Source organism: Paenarthrobacter nicotinovorans (genome assembly GCF_007670255.1).
Taxonomy (GTDB): domain Bacteria; phylum Actinomycetota; class Actinomycetes; order Actinomycetales; family Micrococcaceae; genus Arthrobacter; species Arthrobacter nicotinovorans_B.
Genome location: NZ_SZVS01000006.1, coordinates 218,035 through 242,997, shown reverse-complemented (window position 1 = coordinate 242,997; position 24,963 = coordinate 218,035). Strand labels below are relative to the sequence as shown.

Genomic DNA, 24,963 nt, shown 5'->3' with positions numbered 1-24,963 from the left:
AACTCAGAGGTATTGGCCCGGACCGTGGTCGGGATCTTCCGGGCGACCATTGGCAGCGGCACCGGGAGCGCCAGGCGCAGCAGCTCGCTGCGGTTGCCCGTTTTCGCCAATGACAATGCCCGGAGCGATGACCGTTCCCGGAGGCAGTTGGCGGAGCTGCATCTGCGCGGCCGCGTGTTCCTTCGCCGCCTGTTGCGCTGCAATCGCTGCCTGGATGCCATGGAACAGCCCTTCAAGCCACCCGACCAGCTGGGCCTGGGCGATCCGAAGTTCGGCATCCGAAGGAGCCTGGTCTTCGGGGAAGGGCAGGCTGATGCGTTCCAACTCTTCGATCAGCTCAGGTGCCAGCCCATCTTCGAGTTCCTTGATGGACCGCTCGTGGATCTCGGCAAGGCGGTTCCGGGCAGCGTCATCGAGAGGGGCACTCTTAACCTCTTCCAAGAGCTGCCGGATCATGGTGCCGATCCGCATCACCTTGGCTGGTTCGTCCACCAGCTCTTGAAGGTTGCCGCCCTTGGGCTTGGCATCCTTCGCTGGCTGTCCCTCGGGGGCTTGACGGCCGTCGGGCGCCGCTGTGTCGCCGTCCAGCGTGGTTCCTTCCACGGGGGTGTCGTCCGAAGCCTCATCCGTGGGCTGAATGTCGTTCAGATCGCTCATCCGTTCATACTCTCACGTGGTTCCCGCGAACCTCTGGCCACAACCGGAATTTGGACTTCGTTCGTAGCGAAACTACATCTCAGCAGCAGCGGCCTTGCGGGTTGCTGTCCTGCCGGTCCATCCGGTCCCGCCAGAACTCGCGTTCTGTCATGGCGGGACCGGAATGGCCCGAAGTGGTGAAGTGTTCAAGGTACTTCGAATACGCGTCTGCACCCATGATTGATCCCAGGTAGGCCGCGAAACTCCGAAAGCCCTTGGTGACGGCGTTCATCAGTGATGCCCGGCCTTGTGGGTCCGCTTTTCCGCCGGCAGCGCGTTCCATTCGGCGAGCAGTTCCTTCTCCGCCGGCGTCGGGATCAGCCCGGCAGGAGCAAAGACCTTGGAGGCCACGGCGGGATCTTCATGATCCTGTCCACCACCGGCGCGGATGGCTTTGACCGTGGCGATCAGGGCCGTGAGGATCACGATGATGCTCAGGGTCACGAAGATCACCGAGAGGACACCTTGGATCATGGTGTTACGGACCACGGCTTCCATGGCTGCGACGGTCTTGGCGGTGCCGAACTCCGTCTTGCCATCCGCCAGCGCCTTCGAGAAGGCCGCGTTGTTGGCGAAATAGCCGACCGCTGGGACCGGTGAGAAGATCTTGTGGAAGCTCGCCGTAATGGTGACGACGGCGGCGAACGCCAACGGGACGGCGACGATCCACAAGTACCGGAACGCTCCCCTCTTTGCCGCGATGGCCATGCACACGGCCAAAGCAATGGCGGCGAGAAGCTGGTTGGCGATGCCGAACAGCGGGAACAGCGTGTTGATGCCGCCCAGCGGATCCGTCACACCCATCAGGAGCACCGCACCCCAGGCAGCGACCATGATGGCCGTGCACAACCATGCACCCGGGCGCCATGAGGCTTCCTTGAACTTGGGAACGAAGTTTCCGATGGAATCCTGCAGCATGAACCGGGCAACACGGGTGCCGGCGTCCACTGCCGTGAGGATGAACAGGGCCTCGAACATGATGGCGAAGTGGTACCAGAAGGCCATCATGGCGGGGCCACCGATGAACTGCTGCATGATGTGCGCCAAGCCGACGGCCAGCGTCGGGGCACCGCCGGAACGGGAGATGATGCTTTCTTCACCCACGTCCTTGGCCGTCTGCGCAAGGACATCCGGCGTGATGTTCACATTGGCCAGTCCCAGGCTGTTCACCCACTGGGCAGCGGATTCAACCGTGCCACCGGTCAGGGCCAGCGGCGCGTTCATGGCGAAGTAGATGCCCCGGTCAATCGAGATCGCAGCAACCAGGGCCATGATCGCCACGAAGGATTCCATCAGCATGCCGCCGTACCCGATGAAGCGCGTCTGGCGTTCCTTCTCAATCAGCTTGGGCGTGGTTCCCGAAGAGATCAGGGCATGGAAACCGGACAGGGCACCGCAGGCGATAGTCACGAAGAGGAAGGGGAACAGCGCGCCGGAGAAGACCGGCCCGTTTTCCCGGCCGGCAAACTCACTGAACGCCGGGACAGTGATTTCCGGACGCACCACGATGATGGCGACAGCCAGCATCACGATCACGCCGATCTTCATGAACGTGGACAAATAGTCACGCGGTGCAAGGAGCAGCCATACGGGGAGGATGGCGGCGATGAAACCGTAGATGATGATGCCCCACGCGATGGTCACCTTGTCCAGGTGGAAGAATGCTGCGCCCCACTCGGTTCCTGCCACGGCGCCACCGCCGATAATGGCCGCCATCAGCAGCACGAAACCAATGATCGACACCTCCATGACCTTGCCTGGCCTGAGGTAGCGAAGGTAGACGCCCATGAACAGGGCAATCGGGATGGTCATGCCAACGGAGAAGACACCCCACGGGCTCTCGCCCAGGGCGTTGACAACCACCAGGGCAAGGATGGCCACGATGATGATCATGATCAGCAAGGTGGCGATCAGGGCGGCGGTACCGCCAATGACGCCAAGTTCCTCGCGGGCCATCTGTCCCAGCGAGCGGCCACCACGGCGCATCGAGAAGAACATCACCAGATAGTCCTGCACAGCGCCGGCGAATACGACGCCGATGATGATCCAGATAGTGCCAGGGAGGTAGCCCATCTGGGCCGCGATGACGGGTCCCACCAACGGACCCGCGCCTGCGATGGCCGCAAAGTGGTGGCCGAACAGGACGTTGCGGTCGGTGCGGACGTAATCCTTGCCGTCGGCCTTGTACTCCGCGGGGGTGGCGCGGCGGTCGTTTGGCTTAAGCAGGTACCGCTCGATGACCTTGGAGTAGAACCTGTACCCGATCAGATAGGTACACACGGCGGCGAAAACGAACCAGATGGCGTTCACCGTTTCGCCGCGGACCAACGCGAGCATGAACCATGCCACTGCTCCCAGCAGCGAAATCGCCACCCAGAGACCGATCTTCGCGGGGGTCCACTTGCGTTCCTCGGCTTCACGGACCGAATCGTCAACTGCGGGCGCAGGCAGCGTGGGATCAAGTCCCTCCATGAGTCCGGTCTGGTCGGGATTCTTGCCCATATCTCCTCCTTGAGAACTGCTGTGCTGCCCTGGCTCGGACGTGCGTCACGGGCAAGCTAGCAAGTATGTACCCCACTTACCGGGGTAACCCACGGTCCGATACGGCAGTTGCGTTGAGCGGTATCCCCGCTGCGGTGAGCGGTCAGTTCGCCCCGGGGCTGCTTGATCCGCCTTTCCCCAGGCTCTGCACCATCCTTGCTTCGCAGAGGTCCAGCCACCGGACCTCGGCCTCTGCTTGGAAGACCAGGGAATCGAGCACCAGCAGAAAGGCAGTGTCCGAAGAACGCTGGTTGGCTGAGACTGCCTTGCGCGCCTGGGTGTGCTCCTGGAGCGCCTTGACGGACACCTCGCGCTGGGACTGGATGACGGCGGCGGCATCCACTCCGGGCATGGTCACGGCGAGCGCCAGCTTGATGGCGATCTCGTTCCGGGGCGGATTCCCCCGGTCAACAGCACCGGCAAACCAGGCCCCGACTTCCTCAACCCCTGCGTCAGTGATGCTGTAGATGACGTGGCCACCGCCGTCGTCGCCGTCTTTGCTGACCAGGCCGTCGCGCTCCAGCCGATCGAGCGTCGTGTACACCTGGCCGATGTTCAACGGCCAGGCGGCACCTGTCCGGTCCTCGAATTCCACGCGCAACTCATAGCCGTACCTGGGCTGGTCCTGGAGCAGGGCCAGCAGACTGTGCCGGATCGACATGAGGCTCCTTGCTGCGCGTCGGTAATGTCAGAGGAGCAGCAGGACCTTGCCCACGTGCTCCCCCGAGTCGAAGTACCCATGGGCCTCCCGGACCTGGTCCAGGGGGAACGACTTGGCAACCAGCGGCGTGATCCGGCCGTCAGTGACCATGGGCCACACGGACTCGCGCACCGCCGTCATGATGATGCCCTTCTCGGCAACCGACCGCGGCCGGAGGGCGGTGCCGATCACGGCAGCGCGCTTGCTGAGGAGCTGGCCGAGGTTGATTTCCGCCGTGGTGCCGCCCTGCAGACCGATGATGATCAGCCGGCCGTACTCCGCGAGCGCATCGACGTTCTGTTGCAGGTACTTTGCACCCACGACGTCGAGGATGACGTCGGCGCCTTTGCCGCCGTTTTGTGCCCTGAGGCTTTCAACGAAGTTTTCCTCGGCGTAGTTGATGGCGATGTCGGCGCCCAGGAACGCCTTGGCCGTGCCGACTTTCTCATCGGTCCCGGCCGTCGTCGCCACAGTTGCACCATAAGCCTTGGCCAGCTGGATGGCCATGGTGCCGATGCCGCCCGTGGCGCCGTGGATGAGCACCGTCTCGCCGGGCTGCAGTTGGGCCGTCATGATCAGGTTCGAGTAGACCGTGGCGGCCACTTCGGGGAGGGCCGCGGCGGTGATCAGGTCCACGCCCTCGGGGACGCGCAGTACCTGTTCAGCGGGCACGGCCACCTGCTGGGCGTAGCCGCCGCCCGAGAGAAGTGCCACTACCTTGTCGCCCACGGAGAAGGCCTTGGTGACACCGGGGCCGAAGGCCGCGATGCGGCCCGATACTTCAAGCCCGGGGATGTCCGAGGCTCCCGGCGGTGGCGGATAGAAGCCGCGGCGCTGCTGGACGTCCGCGCGGTTCAGGCCTGCAGCGACGACGTCGATCAGCACCTCGCCGTCGCCCGGCACCGGGGAAGGGACCTCGCGGACCTCGAGGACTTCGGGCCCGCCCGGCTCTGAGATGTAGACGGCTTTCATGACGAACTCCCGGTTTCTTGCTTGTCATCCGGCACCCGGGGCAGGGGCTGGAGGACGTGATGTTTTGGAACAGCCAACTCCCTATGAAACACTACTAGGCGAGGAAGGTTGTCCGAGCGGCCTAAGGAGCTGGTCTTGAAAACCAGTGTGCGGTAACCCCGTACCAAGGGTTCAAATCCCTTACCTTCCGCCAATGAATGCCCCGGGTTGTTGAACCCGGGGCATTTTCGTTGAAAATTGTCGGAGCCCCCGCATAGTGTTCTTCCTGTCTCCACCACTAAACCATCAGCCGCGGAATGTGCCGCGGCCTGACAACAGGAGCTGCACACATGCCTACGCCCGATATCACTGCCGGTTCGCCGTGTTGGATCGACCTGATGACCTCCGATACCGAGAGGGCGAAGTCCTTCTACAACGCACTTTTTGGCTGGACTTATGAGACCGGAGACGAAGAGAAGTACGGCGGCTACATCACCGCGTCCAAGGACGGGAAGCTCGTAGCCGGGATCATGCAGAAACAGGCCGACATGGGTGCCATGCCGGATCTCTGGTCCACCTACCTGCGCACCGACGACATCAAGGCGACCACCGAGGCCGCGGCAGCCAATGGGGGCCAGGTGTACATGGAACCCATGGAGGTTCCCGAGCAAGGCAGCATGGCGATGTACGGCGACTCCTCCGGCGCCTCGATCGGTGCGTGGGAGTTCGGGGAGATGAAGGGCTTCGAGGTCGCCGCCGAACCGGGTTCGCCTGCATGGCACGAGCTTCTGTCCAAGGACTACGACTCCGCCGTGGCGTTCTACCAGAAGGTGTTCGGCTGGGAAACGGATGTCATGAGCGACACCCCGGAGTTCAGGTACACCACCTTGGGATCCGGGGAGAACGCGAAGGCAGGCATCATGGACGCCTCCGGTTTCCTGCCCGACGAGGTTCCCTCGATGTGGAGCGTGTACTTCGCCGTTGCGGACACCGACGCCACCGTGGAGCAGGCAACGGCCTTGGGCGCCACTGTGATGCAGCCTGCGGAGGACACCCCCTTCGGCAGGTTGGCTACGTTGTCCGATCCGACCGGTGCCGTGTTCAAGGTGATCCAGGACCAGGGCCAGTCGGCTTAGACTATGAAAATTCGGGTCCGGCCAGGCTGCCCCCTACCCAGGGGCGGCCGGCCGGAGCCTCTCATCGTCGGCCTTGGGGGATCGACCGGCGTGGGAAAACCTTGTTGGGTCCCTCATCGCTGACCACAGGCCGTTCCACAGGAATCCTGTGTTCCTCCTGGAATGAGGACCAGAATGCTCCACCTTTCAAAGACCTTCAGGGCTGCTGCCGTATTGACCATGGCATCGCTGGCGCTGGCGGGATGCTCGCTCATCAGCAGTGGGGATGCCAAGCGGGATGAATCCGGCAAACCGACGGAATCGTCCAAAGCTGACGCCTTCAAAGTGAAACTGGGTGACTGCATCGCCAACCCTGATACCGAGGAAGTTGTGGACGTCACCATCATTCCGTGCGATCAGAGCCACGACCTTGAGGCCTACGCCGTTACCAAGCTCGACACTTCCACGTTCCCCGGGACCACCGAGGTGGGAACCAAAGCAGAAGAGTTCTGTGGCGCGCAGTTTGCCTCGTTCGTCGGAGTGCCCTTCGAAGAGTCCGCCCTCGACGTGACTTTCCTCCACCCCACCAGCGATTCCTGGAAGACCGGCGATCGTGAGATTGTCTGCCTGATCGGCGCCGCTGCCGGGGCCGCAACCACCGGCACCCTCAAGGGCGCCGCCAAGTAGGACCCGTTGTGGCCGGCACTCCAACCGGCCACCCGGGGGCCACTTCCCATTCATCCGTTCGTGTTCAGCTATGCCCGAGGCAGCTTTACCCCGGAGTAACTTCCGGGCATATCGCCCACTTCACAAGACGGTGGGCGTCGTCCACAGGGCCCCACAGGGCTCCCTCATGAAAGTTAGAGCGGATGCACCAAAACCATTGGAAAACAGCGGCGGGAACATTCCTGTCAGTCGGGTTGCTTGCGGCCCCGCTGACGGCGGCACCCGCCTTCGCGGCGGACGATCCAGCCGCACCCAGCGGCACCTCGCCGGTGGTGATCAACGAGGCCTATCTCAGCGGCGGCAGCAGCGGGGCAGCGTTCAAGAACAAGTTCGTGGAGCTCTACAACTCCTCTGACGCAGCAGTCAGCCTGGCCGGTTGGTCACTGCAGTACCGTTCAGCCACCAGTGCCGCAGCCCCTACCGGCATCACTCCCCTGACCGGCAGCATTCCGGCCAAGGGCTACTACCTGATCCAGGGCGCCACGAACAGCGGCACCTCCACGGCCCCTGCGCTTCCCATTGCGGATGTCCAGGCCACCGGCACGCTGAACCCCAGCGGCACGGCAGGAACACTCATCCTCGCCAAGCAGGCCACCGCGGTCTCATCCCTGCCTGCCGGCTCCGTGACCGGCAACGCGGCCGTTGCGGACCTCCTGGGCTATGGCAGTTCCAACACCTTTGAGACGGCGGCCGCAACAGGACCGTCCAGCAACACGGATGTCCGCAGCCTCAACCGCACCAACGGGGTGGACACAGACTCCAACGCAGCTGACTTCAGCCTCAACGCTTCCATCACGCCGACGGCGTCGGGCGGAGGCGGGACGCCCCCGGATCCACAGCCTGAGCCTGGCACCAAGTCCATCGCCGAGATCCAGGGCACCGGCGCAGCCAGTCCTTTCGTTGGCAGCACCGTGACGACGCGCGGCAAGGTGACCGCCGTCTACGCCACCGGCGGATTCAACGGCTATTACGTCCAAACCCCGGGAACCGGTGGCGACAACGGCGGGGCGGCCAGGACGGCGTCGGACGCTTTGTTCGTCTACTCACCCACGACGACGGCGACGGTCCAGCCGGGCGACTACCTTGAACTGACCGGCGTGGTCAGTGAGTTTGCCAACCAGACCCAGCTCACGGTCGAGGCCGCGGGCCTCAAGAAGCTCACGGAGGCCGCACCCGAGGTCAAATCCACGCCGTTCGCGCTCCCGGCCAATGAAGCGGCCCGCGAGAGCCTGGAAGGCATGCTGATTGCGCCGCAGGGCGACTTCACCGTCACGGACAACTATTCGCTGAACCAGTATGGCGAAATCGGCCTCGCTGCAGGCACCTCGCCTTTGGTGCAGCCGACGGCGGTAGCCAGCTACGGTTCGCCGGAGTATGCGGCGGTGGTGGCTGACAATGCGCTCCGGGCCATCAAGCTCGACGACGGTGCCTCCACGAACTTCCTCAAGGACGCCACCACCAAGGCCCAGCAGCTCCCGTACCTTACAACCTCCGATCCTGTCCGTGTGGGTTCACCCGCCACGTTCAAGACCGACGTGATCCTGGGCTACGGCAACAACTCCTGGAAATTCCAACCCCTGACCGCGCTCACCCCGGCCAACGCCGACTCCGTCCAGCCTGCGACCTTTACCGCGTCGCGGCCCGAGGGCCCGGCAGACGTTGGGGGAAGCCTCAAGCTGGCCTCCTTCAACGTGCTCAACTACTTCCCCACCACCGGCGACCAGCTGAGCGGTTGCGTCTTCTACACCGACCGGGACGGCAACCCGATCACCGTCAAGGAAGGCTGCAACGCCCGCGGTGCCGCCAACGCGGAGAATTTCGAACGCCAGCAGGCCAAGATCGTAGCGGCCATCACCAAGTCCGGCGCCGATGTCGTGTCCCTCGAAGAGATCGAGAACTCGGCACAGTTCGGCAGGAACCGTGATGACGCACTGTCCAAGCTGGTGGACGCCCTCAACGTCAAGACCCCGGGCGTCTGGGACTACGTCCGCACTCCTGCGAACGCTCCCCCGTTGACCGACGAGGACATGATCCGCACGGCATTCATCTTCAAGAAGGCAACGGCGGAACCGGTGGGCGAATCCATCATCCACAACGACACCGTGGCATTCGCGAGTGCACGCAAGCCGCTGGCGCAGGTGTTCAAGCCAGTTGGCGGAGCCGATGACAAGAAGTTCATCGCGATCGTGAACCACTTCAAGTCCAAGGGCTCAGCAGCCACCCCGGACGATACCGACAAGGGCCAGGGCGCCTCCAATATTGCCCGGACCAAGCAGGCCCAGTCCCTGCTGGCCTTCTCGCAGGATCTGCAGGCCTCCAAGGGAACCGACAAGGTGTTCCTGATCGGCGACTTCAACGCCTACGGCAAGGAAGATCCCATCAACGTCCTGACCGGCGCCGGCTATACCGACCTTGAGGTTGGCACCGGCAAGCACTCCTACCTGTTCGGTGGAATGGTCGGTTCCTTGGACCACATCCTGGCCTCCCCCGCGGCGGCTCAAAAAGTCACCGGAACCGACATCTGGAACATCAACTCCGTGGAATCCGTGGCACTGGAGTACAGCCGGTACAACAACAACGTGACCAACTACTACGCTGCGGACGAATTCCGGGCCAGCGACCACGACCCCGTGGTGGTCGGCCTGAACCTTGCCCCGGACGCACCGGCCACAGTCGACCTGCAGTTCCTGGGCATCAACGATTTCCACGGCCGCATCGACAACAACACGGTGCTCTTCGCGGGCACTGTGGAGAAGCTCCGTGCGGCGGCCGCCCCGGGCGCCACGGCGTTCATCTCGGCCGGCGACAACATCGGCGCTTCCCTCTTCGCGTCTTCGGTAGCGAAGGACCAGCCCACCATTGACGTCCTGAATGCCCTGGAACTGCAGGCTTCGGCAGTAGGCAACCACGAGTTCGACGGCGGCTGGCCGGACCTGCGCGACCGCGTCATTGCAGGAGGTGCCAACGCGAAGTTCGCCTACCTGGGCGCCAACGTCTACCAGAAGGGCACCACCACCCCGGTCCTGCCGGAGTACAAAGTCCTGGACATGAAAGGCATGCGGGTCGCCGTCATCGGCACAGTCACCCAGGAGGTGCCAACCCTGGTGACCCCGGCAGGTATCGCCGACCTGGAATTCGGGGACCCCGTGGAAGCCATCAACCGCGTTGCCGCCAAGATCAAGGCCGACAACGCAGCTGACCTGATCATCGTGGAGAACCACGACGGCGCGGCATCCGGAACACCCGAGGGCGCAACGCTGGAACAGGAAGTGGCGGCAGGTGGCCCGTTCGCCAAGTTGGTCAACGAAACCACCCCGGACGTCGCTGCGATCTTCACCGGCCACACCCACAAGGAATACGCCTGGGATGCACCCATCCTGGACTCCAACGGCCAGCCCACAGGCAAAACCCGACCCATCATGCAGACCGGCAACTACGGCGAGAACGTAGGCAGTGTGACGCTCACGGTGGATACTGCCTCCAAGTCCGTGACGGCCTACAAAGCAGCCGTCGTGGACCGCACCACAGACACTGCCGCAAGCCTGGTAGCCGCCTATCCGCGCGTTGCCACAGTCAAAACGATCGTGGATAAGGCCCTGGCCAATGCCGCAGAAATTGGAAACCAGCCGGTCGGTGCGGTAACGGCCGATATCACCACCGCCTTCACTCCCGACCCGGCAGGCGGCGCCCCCAAGCGTGACGATCGCGCGAGCGAATCGACGCTGGGCAACCTGGTGGCGGACTCCCTGGTGGATACGCTCAAGGCGCCGGAACTGGGCGCGGCGGAGATCGGCGTCGTGAATCCTGGCGGCCTGCGCAACGAGCTCTACTACGCGCCGGACGGCACCATCACCTACGCAGAAGCCAACGCCGTACTGCCGTTCGTGAACAATCTGTGGACCACGTCGCTGACAGGTACGCAGTTCAAGACTCTCCTGGAGCAGCAGTGGCAGACCAACCCGGACGGAACGGTGCCCAGCCGCCCGTACCAGCAGCTGGGCCTGTCCAAGAACGTCAACTACACCTACGACGCCGCCCGCGCCGCAGGCGACCGCGTCACAGGCATCTGGGTCGATGGCGCGGTCATTGACCCTGCCAAGCAGTACAGGATCGGCACCTTCAGCTTCCTTGCAACCGGCGGTGACAACTTCCGGGTCTTCAAGGAAGGCAGCAACACGAAGGACACCGGCCTGGTGGACAGGGATGCCTGGATCAAGTACCTGCAGGGACACAACCCGGTGTCGCCTGACTTTGCCCGCCGCTCCGTCGCTGTCGCCAACACCACCGCCGCCGAGGTCAAAGCTGGCGACCCGATCACCCTGGCAGTGTCCAAACTGGACCTGACATCGATCGGCAGCCCGGCCAACAAGACGCTGAAGGCAGTCTTTACCGACGCCAAGGGCGCCTCGCTGGTGCTCGGCGACGTGCCCGTTGCAGCCGGCTCCGCCACAGTGAACCTCAAGGTTCCCGCAGCGGCCGCCGCAGGAACCGGCACCGTGGTGCTGACCGCCGTCGAAAGTGGAACCACGGTCAAGGCGCTGGTTAAGGTGGCTGCAAGCGGGCCCCAGCCACCGCAGTGCACCGAGCCAACCAAGCCGTCCAAGTGGTACGACATCGTGGGCTGGCTCCGTTATGCCTTCGCATGGCTGGAGTACCAGAAGTGCCTGAGGGGCTGAACCTCCCCTGAAAACCAAAGAGCCAGGCTCCTCAACCATCGAGGAGCCTGGCTCTTTGCTTGGGTGTCAGCTGCGGACGGATTCGGGTTCGTTCACCCGCTCAGCGTCCTTCTGCAGCTCAGCCTTGAAGTGCTCGTAACGGGCCAGGTGGGTGGGCCGTTTGCGAAGGACCGCCCAGGCCACGCCAAGGGCGAGGAACCACACCGGAGTGACCAGCAGCGCCATGAGCGTGTCCGGCTGGGTGGTCAGCGCCCAGAGGATGAATGCGAAGAAGGCGAACACCACCCACACCATCACCACCCCGCCCGGCATCTTGAAAGCCGAGGAATCGTGCAGGTGGGGACGGCGCTTCCTGAAGGCCAGGTAGCTGGCCAGGATGATCGACCACACGAACACGAAACAGACAGCCGAAACGGTGGTGACCATGTCGAATGCCTTGCCGACGTCCTGCCCGGCGTACATGAGGACGACGCCGGACAGCAACAGGACGCAGGAAAGGAACAGGGCGTTGCGGGGTACTTTGCGTCCGGACAGGGCGCTGAAGACAGCGGGCGCGTCGCCTTCCTGGGCCAGGCCGTACACCATGCGGGAGGTGGAGTAGATGCCGGAGTTGGCCGAGGACATCGCCGAGCTCAAAACCACCAGGTTCACGATCGTGGCGGCGGCGCCGAGGCCTGCCAGGGAGAACATGGCAATGAAGGGGCTGTGGCCCGCGGCGAACTGGGTCCACGGGGTGACGGACATGAGGATGATGAGCGCACCTACGTAGAAAAGGAGCACACGGATGGGGATGGAGTTGATTGCCTTGGGCAGGTTCTTCTCCGGGTCCTTGGCCTCGGCCGCGGTGGTGCCCACCAGCTCGATGCCCACGAACGCGAAGACGGCGATCTGGAAGCCGGCAACGAAGCCCATGAACTCGTTCGGGAAGAAACCGCCGTGGTTCCACAGGTTGCTGAAGCTGGCCGGTCCGGCGTCTGACTGGAAGCCGCTGAGGATCATGAACAGGCCAACGATAATGAGGGCGGCGATGGCCACGATCTTAATGAGCGCGAACCAGAATTCGGTCTCGCCGAAGGCCTTCACGGTTGCCAGGTTCAGGAGCAGCAGGATGCCGATGGTGATAAGACCCGGAATCCACAAGGGCAGCCCTGGCCACAACTCCTCCGAGTACCCGGCAATCGCAATGACATCGGCGATGCCCGTGATGACCCAGCAGAACCAGTAGGTCCACCCGGTGAAGAAGCCGGCCCAGGGACCGAGGAGGTCGGCGGCGAAATCGCTGAAGGACTTGTAATTCAGGTTGCTCAGGAGCAGTTCGCCCATGGCGCGCATGACGAAGAACAGCATGAAGCCGATGATCATGTACACGAAAATTACGGAGGGGCCAGCTGCGGAAATGGTCTTGCCCGAGCCCATGAAGAGGCCGGTTCCAATGGCACCGCCGATGGCGATGAGCTGGATGTGGCGGTTGCTGAGTTGGCGTTCGAGATGCGGTGAATCGTTGCCGGTGGTGGGATGAATCGTCAAAGGAACTCCGTCGTTCAGGCGGCACTGTGGTGCCGCATTGATTCGGGTTCCTCCCCGCTCTGTAGGTAGACCTGAGAGTTTCCGCAGGCATGGGCCTGCTTGCACCTTCGGTGAGTCCGGTGGCCGGACTGCTTTCCAGAGTTGCCTCGCCGCGGCGGTACATGGGCCTGAGAGATTCCTGGGGAGGGTTTGCTCCTACGGCGCCTGACGAAATGTACCGGCAGGGCTCTCCCGCCGCAGATCAAAAGCGCGCACACCCTTACGGGTGATGCAGCTCACACAGTAGCGAAGGCTGGCTGGCGGCGCAACCCGGGGCTCTAGAGTCCCAGAATGCTGCGGGCGATCTCATCGGCGTCACGCAGGGTTCGTTGCCCGCTGGCATAGGCGGGGCCGGTGCGGGGACGGGCCTCCGCGGCGATGGCATTGCCCCACTGCGACGCAGACAACTGCAGCCCGAGCACGTACATGTTTTCCGTAACAGATCCGTTGGCCGCGAGGGGGCGGTAGGGGTGCGGTTCAACGTCAAGGCCGGTGGTCTGCATGGGGGTGCCCTCAACGCTCATCATGATCTTGGTCCGCACCAAGCCATCAGCCATGAGCTGCTCCAGCAGCGGGGAGATATTGATGCCAACCCTGTTCGCCGGCGACATCGCCTCAATGAGGGTCTCCGCCTCCACCGGCCCGTCGTGAACCCACGGCGAAGCCGCCCGGAACACCTTTGCGCTCCGATCGACACTGAACTTGGGGTCCGGTCCGACAAAACTTACGACGCCGGCACGCGCCAAGGCGGCGAGCTGCTCCGAGCGGAGCGCGGGCGGCCCGCTGGCCAGTCCTTCGACAAACGATTCGAACCAGCCGCGCAGACCGGCCAACCAGGACTCGTCCGTGATGCCGCCGTCCGCCACAACGGTCTTGAGGATCGCCCGGCCGGTGTGCAGTGCCCCAATGGCCATCTTCACGGGATCGGCTTCACCCAAAGCCGAGCGCCGGGCGTCGTCGTCCAGGTAGGCGGTGATCGCGGTATCCAGATCACGCCGTGATGCGAACGTCCGTCCCGCCAACGGCGCCGCGAGCCCACGAAGATTCAAACGGCGCGAAGCAACCACGTGCTTTTCAACCAGGACCTCCACATCGTGTTCCCAGTGCGCCGTGGTGTGGGCATGCGGTTGCAGCGCATCCTGCAGGTCGGCCAAAAACTGCGCCGGATCCTTGATCGCGGCGGGCTGGGACCTGGCCAGCGTTGAGTAGTAGGCCCACAACGCATCCCTGTGCAGCAACGGCCAGAGATCGTGGTCGAAACCGGGCTGGATGCCTGCTGCCCGGAACCGGTCTACCGCGTCTTCTGTCAGGTACCGCATGGTGATGCTGCGTGGGTAGTAGCCGTCCAGCCCTGCCTTGGCCCGGTACGGCGTACCGCGGCGGGAGGCAGCGAAAATCCTGGGTTCACGGCCCGATGGCCGGTACTCCAGGACACCGGCTCCGGGCACCCCTGCCTCGACAAACTTGCCTCCGCGACCCTCGGTCAGTTGGCCCATCACGTCAAAGAAATTCAAACCCATGCCCCGGACAAGAACGGGTTGGCTGTCAGGCACCGCCTGCCAATCCACATCCGCGGGCGGTGCCGGCGGGAAATACGCCAAGCCCAACTCGTCGGCCGCACGCTTGAATGACCTCTGCTCCGGGTTGAGCCGCGATTCGATGTGCCCCAACGCCAGCACCACCGAACCGACGGTGAGCGTCGTGCCGTCGGCGAGTTCGACGTCGAACTTCCCGTCAACCGGACGCGCAGCAATGGCGAGCGTTTCATGGAAGGTGACCTCGACGCCGTCGGGCAGCCGGTCCAGCAGCCCCTCCAGGGTTTGGCGCAGATAGCGCCCGTACAGGGCGCGGCTGGGGAAGTCGTGGGATTCCAGAGTGGCCAGCTCGGCTTTTTCGGGGTCGTCCAGGCCCGCACCATCACGACGACGGGCCTCCCGCCACTGGTCGAAGGAGCCACCCGTCAGCGGGGTTGCGAGCTCGGGATCCTCGGGGATCAGTGTCGGGTAGAACGCCTGCGTATTCATCAAGTACAGCCGGGACTGGCCGGGCTGCCACACGTGCCCCGAACCTGCAGGAAAGGGATCCACGACATGGATGTGCAGGGTGGCTCCATCGGCGTCCCCGGCAGCCCAGTTCGCGAGCAACCGCTCAAGGACACTGGTGCCCCGAGGGCCGGCCCCCAGAAGGGCAACACGGTTGGTTTGCGATTTAGCCACGCTCAAGCCTAACTCTGCGTGACTTGCCTACCGTCGAACTGTGTTGCTTGGATGGGGCGATGACCACCACAGCAGCTGATCCCTCGCCATTGTCAGAGAATGGCGCCGCGCCTGAACCCACGGATGAGAACGCCTGGCTGGAGGACATCCACGGCGAAGAACAGCTCGCGTGGGTCAGGGAGCAGAACGCCCGCACCGAAGAACTGCTGGAAGACGCCGGTTATGCGGAGCTCCAGTCCGGCATTTTGGAAGTCATGGACTCCACAGACCGGATCGCCATGGTGAACAAACGCGGCGATTTCTACTACAACTTCTGGAAGGACAAGGAGCACCCCAAGGGACTGTGGCGCCGCACCACGTGGGAGAGCTATCTCAGCGACCAACCTGAGTGGGATGTGCTGCTCGACGTCGATGCGCTGGCTGCCTCGGAGGGCGTCGAATGGGTCTTCCACGGGGCCGGTTTCCATCGCCCTGCCGACGGCTCCGAGTACCGCTTGGCCATGGTTTCGCTTTCCCCCGATGGCGGCGACGCCGACCGCCACCGGGAGTTCGACGTCGAATCCCGCACCTTCGTGGACCCCGCGGCAGGCGGCTTCGACATCCCCACGGCGAAGGGGAACGTCAGCTGGCTGGATGCTGACACGCTCCTGGTGTCCAGCACCGCGGAAGGCCTGCCCGCGACGTCGTCCTCTTATGCACGCACCGGCGTCAAGCTTCGCAGGGGGCAGTCGCTTGCGGACGCTGAACGCCTGTTCGAAATTCCCGAAAACCACATGCTGGCGATGGTGGCACACGACTCCACACCCGGCTACGAGCGGACCTTCGCAGTCGACTACATCGACTTCTACAACCGCAGCACGTGGTTGCTCCGCGATGACTCATGGGTGGCCATCGACGTTCCCACCGATGTCAACATCAGCGTCCACCGCGATTGGCTGCTCTTCCGGCCCCAGGGTGACTGGGAGGTGGACGATGTAACGTACCCGGCCGGATCCTTGTTGGCAGCGGATTTCGAGAGCTACCTTGCCGGTTCACGCGACCTGTTGGTTCTTTTCACCCCTGATGCACACACCTCGTTGCAGTCCTGGAGCTGGACCAAGGACTACCTGCTGCTGAACCTGCTCCGGGACGTTTCATCAGAGATCCGCGTGCTGAACCCATCGTCTGTGGACAGCGACGGGACGTGGGCTTCCACAGTCCTGGATGCCTGCCCGCCCCTGCATGATGTCAACGCCTACGCCGTGGACGATGAAGACGACGCTGAATCCGGCGCCGGGAATGACTTCTGGTTGGTGGCCACCGGTTTCACGACGCCCACCACCCTCACCCGGGGCACGCTTGGTGCTTCACCGTCCGGGCCGGATGCCGGCTCCGTGGCGAGTGAGCACGCGGTGGTGAAGCGGTCGCCGTCGTTCTTCAACGAAGCCGAGTACGAAGTCCAGCAGCACTTCGCCACCTCCTTGGATGGCACCAAGGTCCCCTACTTCCAGGTCGCTGCCAAGGACCTGGTGCTCGACGGCGAGAACCCCACCCAGCTCTCCGGCTACGGCGGCTTCGAGGTTTCCCGGACTCCGGCGTACAGCGGAACCATCGGACGGGCCTGGCTGGAGCGCCGCACAACGTCCGACGTCGGGGCTGCCGCCCACTCCCGCGGCGGTGTCTACGTTGTGGCCAACATCCGCGGTGGCGGCGAGTACGGCCCTTCTTGGCACCGTGCTGCGCTCCAAGAGAACCGGCACCGCGCCTACGAGGACTTCGCCGCCGTAGCCAAGGACTTGATTTCGCGCGGCGTCACAAGTCGTCGCCGACTGGGCTGCGTGGGCGGTTCCAACGGCGGCCTCCTGGTGGGCAACATGCTGACCCAATACCCGGAACTTTTTGGCGCGGTCTCCTGCGGCGTACCCCTGCTGGACATGCGGCGGTACACCAAGCTTTCGGCGGGCTACTCCTGGATCGCCGAATACGGTGACCCGGATGTCCCTGAGCAATGGGAATTCATCCGGACGTTCTCGCCGTACCACCTGCTGCGCGACGGCATCGAGTACCCTGAAACGTTCATCTGGACGGCGACCTCCGACGACCGGGTAGGTCCTGTCCAAGCCCGGAAGATGGCGGCACGGATGCAAGCCATGGGCATCCCGAACGTGTGGTTCCACGAGGCATTGGAGGGCGGGCACGCCGGAGCGTCCGACAACAGGCAAGCTGCAGCGCTCCAAGCCCGGAGCAACCACTTCCTGTGGCTCGCACTGGCCGGGAGCAAGTAACCCCTTCCAGAACGCTGACACTGGATTGCACGGCTGTTTTGCACTGGACGACACCTTCTGCGTATCCTTGGTGGGCTAGCAATAGCGGATGGAGACGTGCCAGAGCGGCCGAATGGACTTCACTGCTAATGAAGGGTCGGGGTTAAACTCGACCGGGGGTTCAAATCCCCCCGTCTCCGCGAATTGGTCCCGGTTTTCGAACCGGGACCTTTTGCGTTTAAGCGGCTTGGACCGACGGCGTTCAGGGGCTCGGGTATTCATCGCCCCGGCTCGGGTGTGCTTTAGCTTCGGGTCCCGGCCGCCACTCCGCTGACTTCCGCACCCGCGTGACGGTGCAACGTCAGGCTGTCCACGGTGCTGATCAGCATCAGGACAGCCATGGCGATGAACGCCCCCTTGTAGGCTCCTGCGTGGTCAGGACCGAACATACGAGTCGCGTCGAACAGGCGCAGGAACAAGGCCCCGACGGCGATTCCGGCAGCAGTCGCCAGCTGAACCAGCGTGGCCGAGATCGCGTTGGCTGAAGGCAGCTGACCGGGAACGATGTCCGCGTACTGCACTGAGGCGTACGCGGAGAATCCGATGGAGCGGAAGGCGCCGCTGAACAGCAGCAAAGCAAAAATCAAGGGTTCGGGCGTTTGAGGGCTGAGGAAAGCACACAGGGCGAACGTCACGGCCGAGGCGAAGGAAGCGAATACCAGGACAGCTTTGAAACCGAAGCGCCTGATGAGCGGCGTGGTGGCGGGCTTGATGCCGATGTTGCCCACGAACACTGCCGCGACCATGACGCCGGCTTTGAGGGGATCCCATCCGAAGCCGTCCTGGAACATCAGGGGCAGCAGGAATGGCACGGAGCTGATGGTCAGCCGGTAAATGAACCCGCCCGTGGAGGTGGCCCGGAAGGTCTTGGTGCCAAAAACGCTGAGGTTGAACAGCGGCACTTTGGCCTTCCTCATCCAGAAAACTGCCCCGGCCAGTGAAAGCACCCCGGCTACGACCACCAGGACGGCCAGAAGGTTGGAAGCGTGGCCGCCCAGGGTCTCAAGACCGACCACCAACGCCCCCACGCCCAACGTGGTCAGCAGGAGGCCAAACCAATCAAGGCGTCGCTTGCCGTCAAACTGCGTGCGCGGAACCAGCCTGAGGGCCGCGATAAATGCCGCCAGTCCCAAGGGAACGTTGATGATGAAGATCCAGTGCCACGAGAGGAACGTAGTGAGGGCACCGCCCACCATCGGAGCCAACACGGGGGCGAGCAGGCCCGGCCACACCAGATAGGCAGTGGCACGGAGGAGCTCGGACTTGGGCGTACCGCGAAGGACCACCAAGGTTCCCACGGGGACCATCATTGCTCCACCCATCCCCTGCGCCACCCGGCTCAGGGTGAGCATGGTCAGGTCAGTACTCACAGCGCAGAGCAGGGATGCGATGGTGAACACCGAAATGGCCAGGCAGAAGATCCTGCGGGCACCAAAACGCTCAGCCAACCAACTGCTCAGCGGGATTCCCATGGCGACTGTGACCAGGTACGCCGTCATGGTGATGTTGATGTCCGCCGGAGCAACACGGAAGTCGGAGGCGATGCTCGGGATAGCCGTGGTCAGGATGGTCCCGTCAAGGAACTCCATGAAGAATGTTGCTGCCACCAGCAGGGCCAAGCGCGGCCGCCAGCTGGTTGGGCTGGCCTCGGTGACGTCGGCACTGGGTCTTGTGGTCATGGCTCCGGTCCAGGTTCGGGCTGCGCTCACCGGCTGGGGTCAGCGACTGGGCAGCAGGGTGTTTCCTCGATCCTATAGACCTGATGTGGGAGCGATCACAAAATGACGGTTTCCTACCTTGCGCTTTCCTACCCTGTCTACCCCGCTTGGGCCAGTGCGAGAGGGAGTACCGCTGCAACGCCTGCCTGCCGCAGCGCCCGCGCGGACACGGTCATGGTCCAGCGGCTATCGACGAGGTCATCCACCAACAGCACAGGCTGGCTCCCGATCCCCGACAATGCTTGGGCAAGTTCCGGTCCCACAACCAGCCGTTCCCACACCCCGGCGAGCCTGTAGGCGCTGTTGCCTCCCCGCGAGCCGGTGGGTCCTCCGTGAGCCACCTGAAGCTGGCCCAAGTACGGCATCCTGCCGATCCCGGCGATTCCCTGAGCCAGCGACTCAACCAATTGTGGCTTGCTGCGCGAGGGAATGCTGACGACAGCGGCGGGCCGGCCTGCTCCGCTCCATGGGGTTCCGCCCTCGGCCCCGGACCACTCCCGCAGAACCTGGACGCAGGCCTGCAGCATTGTCGGATCGACCACCCGGTCCGGTGCGCCTGCTGCAAACAGTTCACGCAAAGCACCACCCCAACCCAGGTCCGTCAGCCTGGCAAGAACGCGACCCTCGGCCATGCTCTCGTCCGGCTTGATCTTTCCCTTGACGGCGACGCCCAACCGGTCCATACCACTGGGCCATTGAAGCCGCGGTTCCACGGCGATCCCTGCCCGGCGGAGCGTCTGCCCGGCCGCATCCGCAGCCGATTCCGCCACGTCAACGGGGAACCAGCGGCCCGCACAGTTGTCGCAGCGCCCGCAAGGGGCAGCAGTCTCATCATCGAGGACCGATGTGATGTACTCCATCCGGCATCCAGCCGTGTCCTGGTAGACCACCATGGAATCCTGCTCGTCCACCCGTGCTTCAGCGATGCGGGCGTAGCGTTCGGCGTCGTAGTGCCACGGCCTTCCGGTTGACCTCCAGCCTCCGCCTACGCGCTCGACGGCTCCGTCTACGGCCAGAACCTTCAGGAGAAGCTCCAAAGGCGTGCGCCGAAGGTCTACGCGTGCTTCCAGCGCGACGGTGGACATGGCCGAGCCGGCATCGCCGAGCACAGCCAGCACTGCCGCGGCCTTTTCCTCCGATGGCATGGATGCAGTGGCAAAGTATTGCCAGATCTCGCGGTCCTCTGAGCCCGGCAGGAGAAGGACGTCTGCATTGGCTGCACCACGGCCTGCACGGCCGACCTGTTGGTAATAGGCGACAGGTGACGACGGGGCACCGAGGTGGATCACGAAACCGAGGTCCGGCTTGTCGAATCCCATGCCCAGGGCGGAGGTGGCCACAAGGGCTTTCACCTGGTTGTCCTTGAGCAATTGCTCTGCCCGCTCCCGATCCGCCGGGTCCGTCCTGCCGGTATAGGACAGAACGTTGTGTCCGGCCTCGGCAAGGAGCCGGGCGGTGTCTTCGGCTGCAGAGACCGTGAGTGTGTAGATGATGCCGCTCCCGGGCATGTCCGCCAAGTGGGTCAGCAGCCAGCCAAGCCGGTCCCTGGAGTCGGCGAGGTTGAGTACACCCAGGCGCAGGGATTCCCGGCCGAGGCCTCCACGGATAGTCAGCACACCGGCGCCGAGTTGTTCTTCGATATCGTGGACCACCCGGGAGTTGGCCGTTGCCGTAGTTGCCAGGACGGGTACAGTCTCCGGCAACTGCGCGATGAGGTCCGAGATGCGGCGGTAATCGGGGCGGAAGTCGTGCCCCCAGTCGGAAATACAGTGAGCCTCATCGATCACCAGAAGTCCGGTCCTCCGGATAAGCTCGGGCAGCTGGTTCTCCCTGAACGACGGGTTTGTCAGCCGCTCCGGCGACACGAGGAGGACATCGACGTCGTCGGCGGCCAACTGGGCCAAGACTGTGTCCCACTCAAGGGCGTTGGCGGAGTTGATGGCCACGGCCCGAACGCCCGCACGTGCCGCCGCGGCGACTTGGTCGCGCATGAGGGCGAGCAGCGGCGAAACGATCAGCGTGGGCCCGGCTCCCCTGCGGCGCAGGAGCAGTGAGGAAACAAAGTAGACCGCAGACTTTCCCCAGCCCGTGCGCTGGACAACGAGCGCCCTGCGGCCTGCATCCACCAGCGCTTCGATCGCCTCAAACTGGCCTTCATGGAACTGGGCTTCCGGATGGCCGACGAGTTCACGAAGGCACGCCAGGGCTTCCTGTTGGGTTGTTGATTGCACGGGAGCGGCAGTGTTTGGGGAGTTGTGGGCCATGACCCCAGTATTCCAGTCACCACTGACAGCAAACACGGGCAGACTCCGCTATGTGGATAACAGCTGTGCCGATAAAAACTATCCACATAGCGCATCCGCGGGTTCATGCACCGATGGGCAGCCACAGTAGGATTGAGCCCGTGACTAGCGAGCAGAACAAGACATTCGACCTCTCGGCATCCTTTAAGGCGTACGACGTCCGGGGCATCGTAGGTGAATCCATCACCGCTGAAATCGTCGAGGCCGTCGGCGCTGCCTTCATCGACGTCCTGGGCCTTGAGGGGGAAACCGTCCTCGTGGGCGGCGACATGCGCCCTTCGTCCCCTGAGTTCAGCCAGGCCTTCGCCAACGGTGCGGCAACCCGTGGTGCCAACGTTCAGCTCCTTGACCTGATCTCCACCGACGAGCTCTACTACGCTTGTGGCGCCCTGAACGCCGCCGGTGCCACGTTCACCGCGAGCCACAATCCAGCCGAATACAACGGCATCAAGATGGCCAAAGCGGGCGCCCAGCCGATCTCGTCCGAAAGCGGCCTCAAGGAAATCCAGGCACTTGCAGAGCAGTACCTGAACGACGGCTCCATTCCGTCCGCGGCAACCCGCGGCGAAATCGGGGTCCATGATGTTTTGAAGGACTACTCCGAGTACCTGCGCAAACTGGTGGACCTCTCCGGTTCCCGGCCCCTGAAGATCGTGGTTGACGCCGGCAACGGCATGGCCGGCCTGACTACTCCGGCCGTCCTGGGCGACAAGCTGCTCCCGGCGCTCCCCTTCGAAATCATCCCGCTCTACTTTGAGCTGGACGGCTCCTTCCCGAACCACCCGGCAAACCCGCTGGAACCGGAAAACCTCCGCGACCTCCAGGCTGCCGTCGTCAAGCATGGCGCGGATATCGGTCTCGCTTTCGACGGCGACGCCGACCGCTGCTTCGTCGTTGACGAAAAGGGACAGCCTGTCTCCCCGTCGGCCATTACGGGCATGGTTGCCCGACGCGAGATCGCCCGCGCACGTCAGTCCGGCGAAGAAACCCCGGTGATCATCCACAACCTCCTGACCTCAAAGGCAGTCCCGGAACTTGTGGCAAACGACGGCGGCCGAGCCGTCCGCACGCGCGTGGGCCACTCCTTCATCAAGGCAGTCATGGCAGAGGAAGGAGCGGTTTTCGGCGGCGAACACTCAGCGCACTTCTACTTCCGCGACTTCTGGAACGCTGACACTGGAATGCTGGCAGCCATGCATGTCCTTGCCGCCCTCGGCGAGCAGGACGGCCCACTTTCGGAGCTCGGCCGCCAGTATGAACCGTACGTCTCTTCCGGCGAGATCAACTCAGAAATCGAGGACAAGGCGGCCGCCGTGGAGCGTGTGCGCGTGGACTTCGAAACTGAAGACATTGAGATCGACCACATGGATGGCAGCACGTTCACGGCCAAGGATGGCAGCTGGTGGTTCAACCTGCGGCCTTCCAACACCGAGCCCTTCCTGCGGCTGAACGCCGAGGCCAAGGACCAGCCCACCATGGAAAAGATCCGCGACCGCGTTCTGGCTCTCGTACGGGGTTAGGCTTACACCCATGACGCAGCTTCCGCCCGAGGCACGGACCTCCCCCGAATCCGAACTGGCGGCTGTCGTGGCCGAGGCCCTTAAATTGGCTGACGCCCAGTTGGTCCTTAACAAGAGCTTCACTCCATTCGTCTTCATGCTCGACGGTGAAGGTGCCATCCACCGTGGCGAGGTCCCCGGGGAAATCCAGGGAACCCTGCCCCCGGACCCTGTGCTGGCGGTGAAGCTGACCATCGATCTCTTCTCGGGCCATGCCGAAAACCTCCTCGCCATGGTGGCTGTGCTCGATCCGCAGTCCGGCAAAACCGAGGACACACTCCATCTCTGGGCTGAACACCGGAGTGGGATCAGCCAGCTCATCCGCGTGGACTTCACCCGGAAGAAGTTCCTGAAGCACCCCACCTTCGGGGAACCCCGGACCGAAGAACAGGAAGCCCATGTTTGGTCCGGGGAAGCACCGGCCCCGGCGGAGGAATGGTGGCACGAAGGCCTCTCCGAGCAGGCAATCCAGGACGTCTTCAAGCTCGTCGGAGCCGCTGTTCCTTTTGCCCAGGACCAGCTGGGCAAGCACGGCGTCCTTGCGCCCTACGGGATCACCACCGACCTCTCCGGTGAAGTAGGGCATCACATGGCCTACCAGGAGGCCAACGAGGACGGGGAAGTAGACTCCATTGAGTCCGTGCAGATGATGACCGAGGGATTCCGCAACAAGAAAGACACCCTGAGGGGGACCTGCATACTGACCGACGTTACTGTCCAGGTTGGCGACAGTGGGGCCGTGGACGCAGTCAGGCTGCACATCGAACACGCCGAAGGGCTGTCCATGAACATCTTGAAGCCCTACGAAATCGACGGGCAATCCAACGCCGTCGTCTTCGGAGATTCGGCAGTACTTCCCACTGAAGCACGTGTGTGGTCGGCATGAGTGATCAAACGTCCAGCGCCGTCCCGGAAGAGTCTGCTGAGGACCGCGAACTGCGGGAGACACTGGGCACAGGTCTTGGAACGGCGCAGGAGCATCTTCAGCAGAACGGCGGCTTCTTCCCCTTCGGCATCACCCTGGCCAACGATGGCGAACTACGGATTGTCATGGTCACGCCGGGTGAACCTGACGAGGATGGACAAGTGGACGCCGGACAAATGCTGTCCGACCTCCACGAGCTGCTTCGCCAAGGCCGCGATGAATACCGGGCGGTAGCCATCGTCAGCGATGTCAGCTTGCCGGAACACGGCTCCGACGGCATTCACGGCGCGGCCGAACACCGTGAAGGGGCTGTCCTGGCCGCCATCATCCCCTATGTGCCCGGCACAGACGGATTCGACTTCGCGCCCATGGAACCGGATACCCACGAGCCATCCATCTGGGTGGACTAGACCGACGGACTGATCCCATGAAAATCAACGCCTTCGCAGATGTGAGCCTTCGAGCCCTCATGGTGTTGGCCGCGGCTCCTGACGGTGCGTTGCTGACCACGCAGGCGGTGGCAGATGCCGTGGGAACTCCCTACAACCACGTCAGCAAGGCAATGGTCCGCCTGCGCGCGTTGGGACTTATAAACGTCGAACGGGGTCGGCTCGGCGGATCCCGCCTGAACGACGCAGGGCGGCAAGCCACGGTCGGACAGGTCCTGCGTCACCTGGACAGCCGCCAGGACCCGGCCGAGTGCCAGTCGCCCGCCAAGGCCTGCCCCCTGATCACCGAATGCGCACTCCGCCATGCCATGACCCGCGCCAGGGAGGCCTTCTACCGTGAGTTGGACGGCATCGTGATCTCATCACTCCCCCACGCCCGCCAAATGGACCCGGTGTTCGAATCAATCGGGCTTCGGCCCGGGATCCGGATGAGCGTGGCACCATAGCGCTTCATGACGACGGCGGCCCGTCACCTTCCAAGCGAAAGGTGACGGGCCGCCGTCGTGCACTTAAGAACGC

At 63.6% G+C, this 24,963-nt stretch carries 17 protein-coding genes, 2 tRNA genes and 1 riboswitch; of the genes, 10 read left to right on the top strand and 9 right to left on the bottom strand.

What is annotated here, in order from left to right:
- Positions 1-3 precede the first annotated feature (3 nt).
- The 5 genes from FDP28_RS11680 to FDP28_RS11660 all read right to left on the bottom strand — a co-directional run bounded on the left by FDP28_RS11680 (position 4) and on the right by FDP28_RS11660 (position 4,909).
- Complete coding sequence (locus FDP28_RS11680; protein WP_144661596.1) at positions 4-657, bottom strand: bacterial proteasome activator family protein; 654 nt, start codon at positions 655-657, stop codon at positions 4-6.
- 79 nt (positions 658-736) lie between these two features.
- Positions 737-928, bottom strand: coding sequence for a YbdD/YjiX family protein (locus FDP28_RS11675; RefSeq protein WP_144661595.1), 192 nt, complete (start codon positions 926-928; stop codon positions 737-739).
- Positions 928-3,198: a carbon starvation CstA family protein gene (locus FDP28_RS11670; protein WP_144661594.1), complete on the bottom strand. Its 2,271-nt coding sequence runs from the start codon at positions 3,196-3,198 to the stop codon at positions 928-930. Before FDP28_RS11670 ends, FDP28_RS11675 begins: the two co-directional genes overlap by 1 nt.
- A 142-nt stretch (positions 3,199-3,340) precedes the next feature.
- Positions 3,341-3,898 carry a PadR family transcriptional regulator gene (locus tag FDP28_RS11665; RefSeq protein ID WP_144661593.1) on the bottom strand — a complete coding sequence of 186 codons (558 nt, stop codon included), beginning with the start codon at positions 3,896-3,898 and terminating at the stop codon, positions 3,341-3,343.
- Positions 3,899-3,925: 27 nt separating this feature from the next.
- Entirely contained in the window at positions 3,926-4,909 is a 984-nt protein-coding gene (locus tag FDP28_RS11660; protein WP_144661592.1) for an NAD(P)H-quinone oxidoreductase, read from the bottom strand.
- A 102-nt stretch (positions 4,910-5,011) separates the two neighbouring features.
- On the opposite strand from FDP28_RS11660, the gene FDP28_RS11655 reads away from it, so the two are divergent.
- From FDP28_RS11655 to FDP28_RS11640, 4 genes are all read left to right on the top strand, one after another.
- Positions 5,012-5,102, top strand: a tRNA-Ser gene (locus FDP28_RS11655).
- A gap of 136 nt (positions 5,103-5,238) precedes the next feature.
- Positions 5,239-6,024, top strand: a complete 786-nt coding sequence (locus FDP28_RS11650; protein ID WP_144661591.1) for a VOC family protein — start codon at positions 5,239-5,241, stop codon at positions 6,022-6,024.
- A 174-nt stretch (positions 6,025-6,198) separates the two neighbouring features.
- On the top strand, positions 6,199-6,690 hold the full coding sequence (locus FDP28_RS11645) for a septum formation family protein (protein ID WP_186313602.1): 492 nt from the start codon (positions 6,199-6,201) through the stop codon (positions 6,688-6,690).
- A gap of 182 nt (positions 6,691-6,872) precedes the next feature.
- On the top strand, positions 6,873-11,405 hold the full coding sequence (locus FDP28_RS11640) for an ExeM/NucH family extracellular endonuclease (protein WP_144661589.1): 4,533 nt from the start codon (positions 6,873-6,875) through the stop codon (positions 11,403-11,405).
- A 66-nt stretch (positions 11,406-11,471) separates the two neighbouring features.
- Here the strand turns inward: FDP28_RS11640 and cycA are convergent, their stop codons facing one another.
- Together cycA and FDP28_RS11630 are read right to left on the bottom strand one after the other, a co-directional pair.
- Positions 11,472-12,932 (bottom strand): D-serine/D-alanine/glycine transporter, encoded by a 1,461-nt coding sequence (gene cycA / locus FDP28_RS11635; protein WP_144661588.1) that lies wholly within the window; start codon positions 12,930-12,932, stop codon positions 11,472-11,474.
- Positions 12,933-13,077: 145 nt separating this feature from the next.
- Positions 13,078-13,176, bottom strand: a riboswitch (glycine riboswitch).
- 73 nt (positions 13,177-13,249) lie between these two features.
- Positions 13,250-15,187: an FAD/NAD(P)-binding protein gene (locus tag FDP28_RS11630; RefSeq protein ID WP_144661587.1), complete on the bottom strand. Its 1,938-nt coding sequence runs from the start codon at positions 15,185-15,187 to the stop codon at positions 13,250-13,252.
- Positions 15,188-15,246: 59 nt separating this feature from the next.
- Here FDP28_RS11630 and FDP28_RS11625 point away from each other — a divergent pair, with 59 nt between their 5' ends.
- Both FDP28_RS11625 and FDP28_RS11620 read left to right on the top strand, forming a co-directional pair.
- Positions 15,247-17,451: a prolyl oligopeptidase family serine peptidase gene (locus tag FDP28_RS11625; RefSeq protein ID WP_144661586.1), complete on the top strand. Its 2,205-nt coding sequence runs from the start codon at positions 15,247-15,249 to the stop codon at positions 17,449-17,451.
- A 90-nt stretch (positions 17,452-17,541) separates the two neighbouring features.
- Positions 17,542-17,630, top strand: a tRNA-Ser gene (locus FDP28_RS11620).
- Between the two features lie 102 nt (positions 17,631-17,732).
- On the opposite strand, the gene FDP28_RS11615 is transcribed toward FDP28_RS11620, so the two are convergent.
- Both FDP28_RS11615 and FDP28_RS11610 read right to left on the bottom strand, forming a co-directional pair.
- Entirely contained in the window at positions 17,733-19,169 is a 1,437-nt protein-coding gene (locus FDP28_RS11615) for an MFS transporter (protein ID WP_144661585.1), read from the bottom strand.
- Positions 19,170-19,306: 137 nt separating this feature from the next.
- Positions 19,307-21,472 (bottom strand): RecQ family ATP-dependent DNA helicase, encoded by a 2,166-nt coding sequence (locus FDP28_RS11610; RefSeq protein WP_144661584.1) that lies wholly within the window; start codon positions 21,470-21,472, stop codon positions 19,307-19,309.
- 140 nt (positions 21,473-21,612) lie between these two features.
- Here FDP28_RS11610 and FDP28_RS11605 point away from each other — a divergent pair, with 140 nt between their 5' ends.
- The 4 genes from FDP28_RS11605 to FDP28_RS11590 are packed head-to-tail and all read left to right on the top strand — an operon-like array spanning position 21,613 to position 24,890.
- Positions 21,613-23,031: a phosphomannomutase/phosphoglucomutase gene (locus FDP28_RS11605; RefSeq protein WP_144661583.1), complete on the top strand. Its 1,419-nt coding sequence runs from the start codon at positions 21,613-21,615 to the stop codon at positions 23,029-23,031.
- Between the two features lie 10 nt (positions 23,032-23,041).
- A complete protein-coding gene (locus tag FDP28_RS11600; protein ID WP_144661582.1) occupies positions 23,042-23,956 on the top strand; it encodes a hypothetical protein in 915 nt (304 codons plus the stop codon).
- Positions 23,953-24,405, top strand: a complete 453-nt coding sequence (locus FDP28_RS11595; RefSeq protein WP_144661581.1) for a hypothetical protein — start codon at positions 23,953-23,955, stop codon at positions 24,403-24,405. Before FDP28_RS11600 ends, FDP28_RS11595 begins: the two co-directional genes overlap by 4 nt.
- Before the next feature lie 17 nt (positions 24,406-24,422).
- Positions 24,423-24,890: an RrF2 family transcriptional regulator gene (locus FDP28_RS11590; protein WP_144661580.1), complete on the top strand. Its 468-nt coding sequence runs from the start codon at positions 24,423-24,425 to the stop codon at positions 24,888-24,890.
- Positions 24,891-24,963 lie beyond the last annotated feature (73 nt).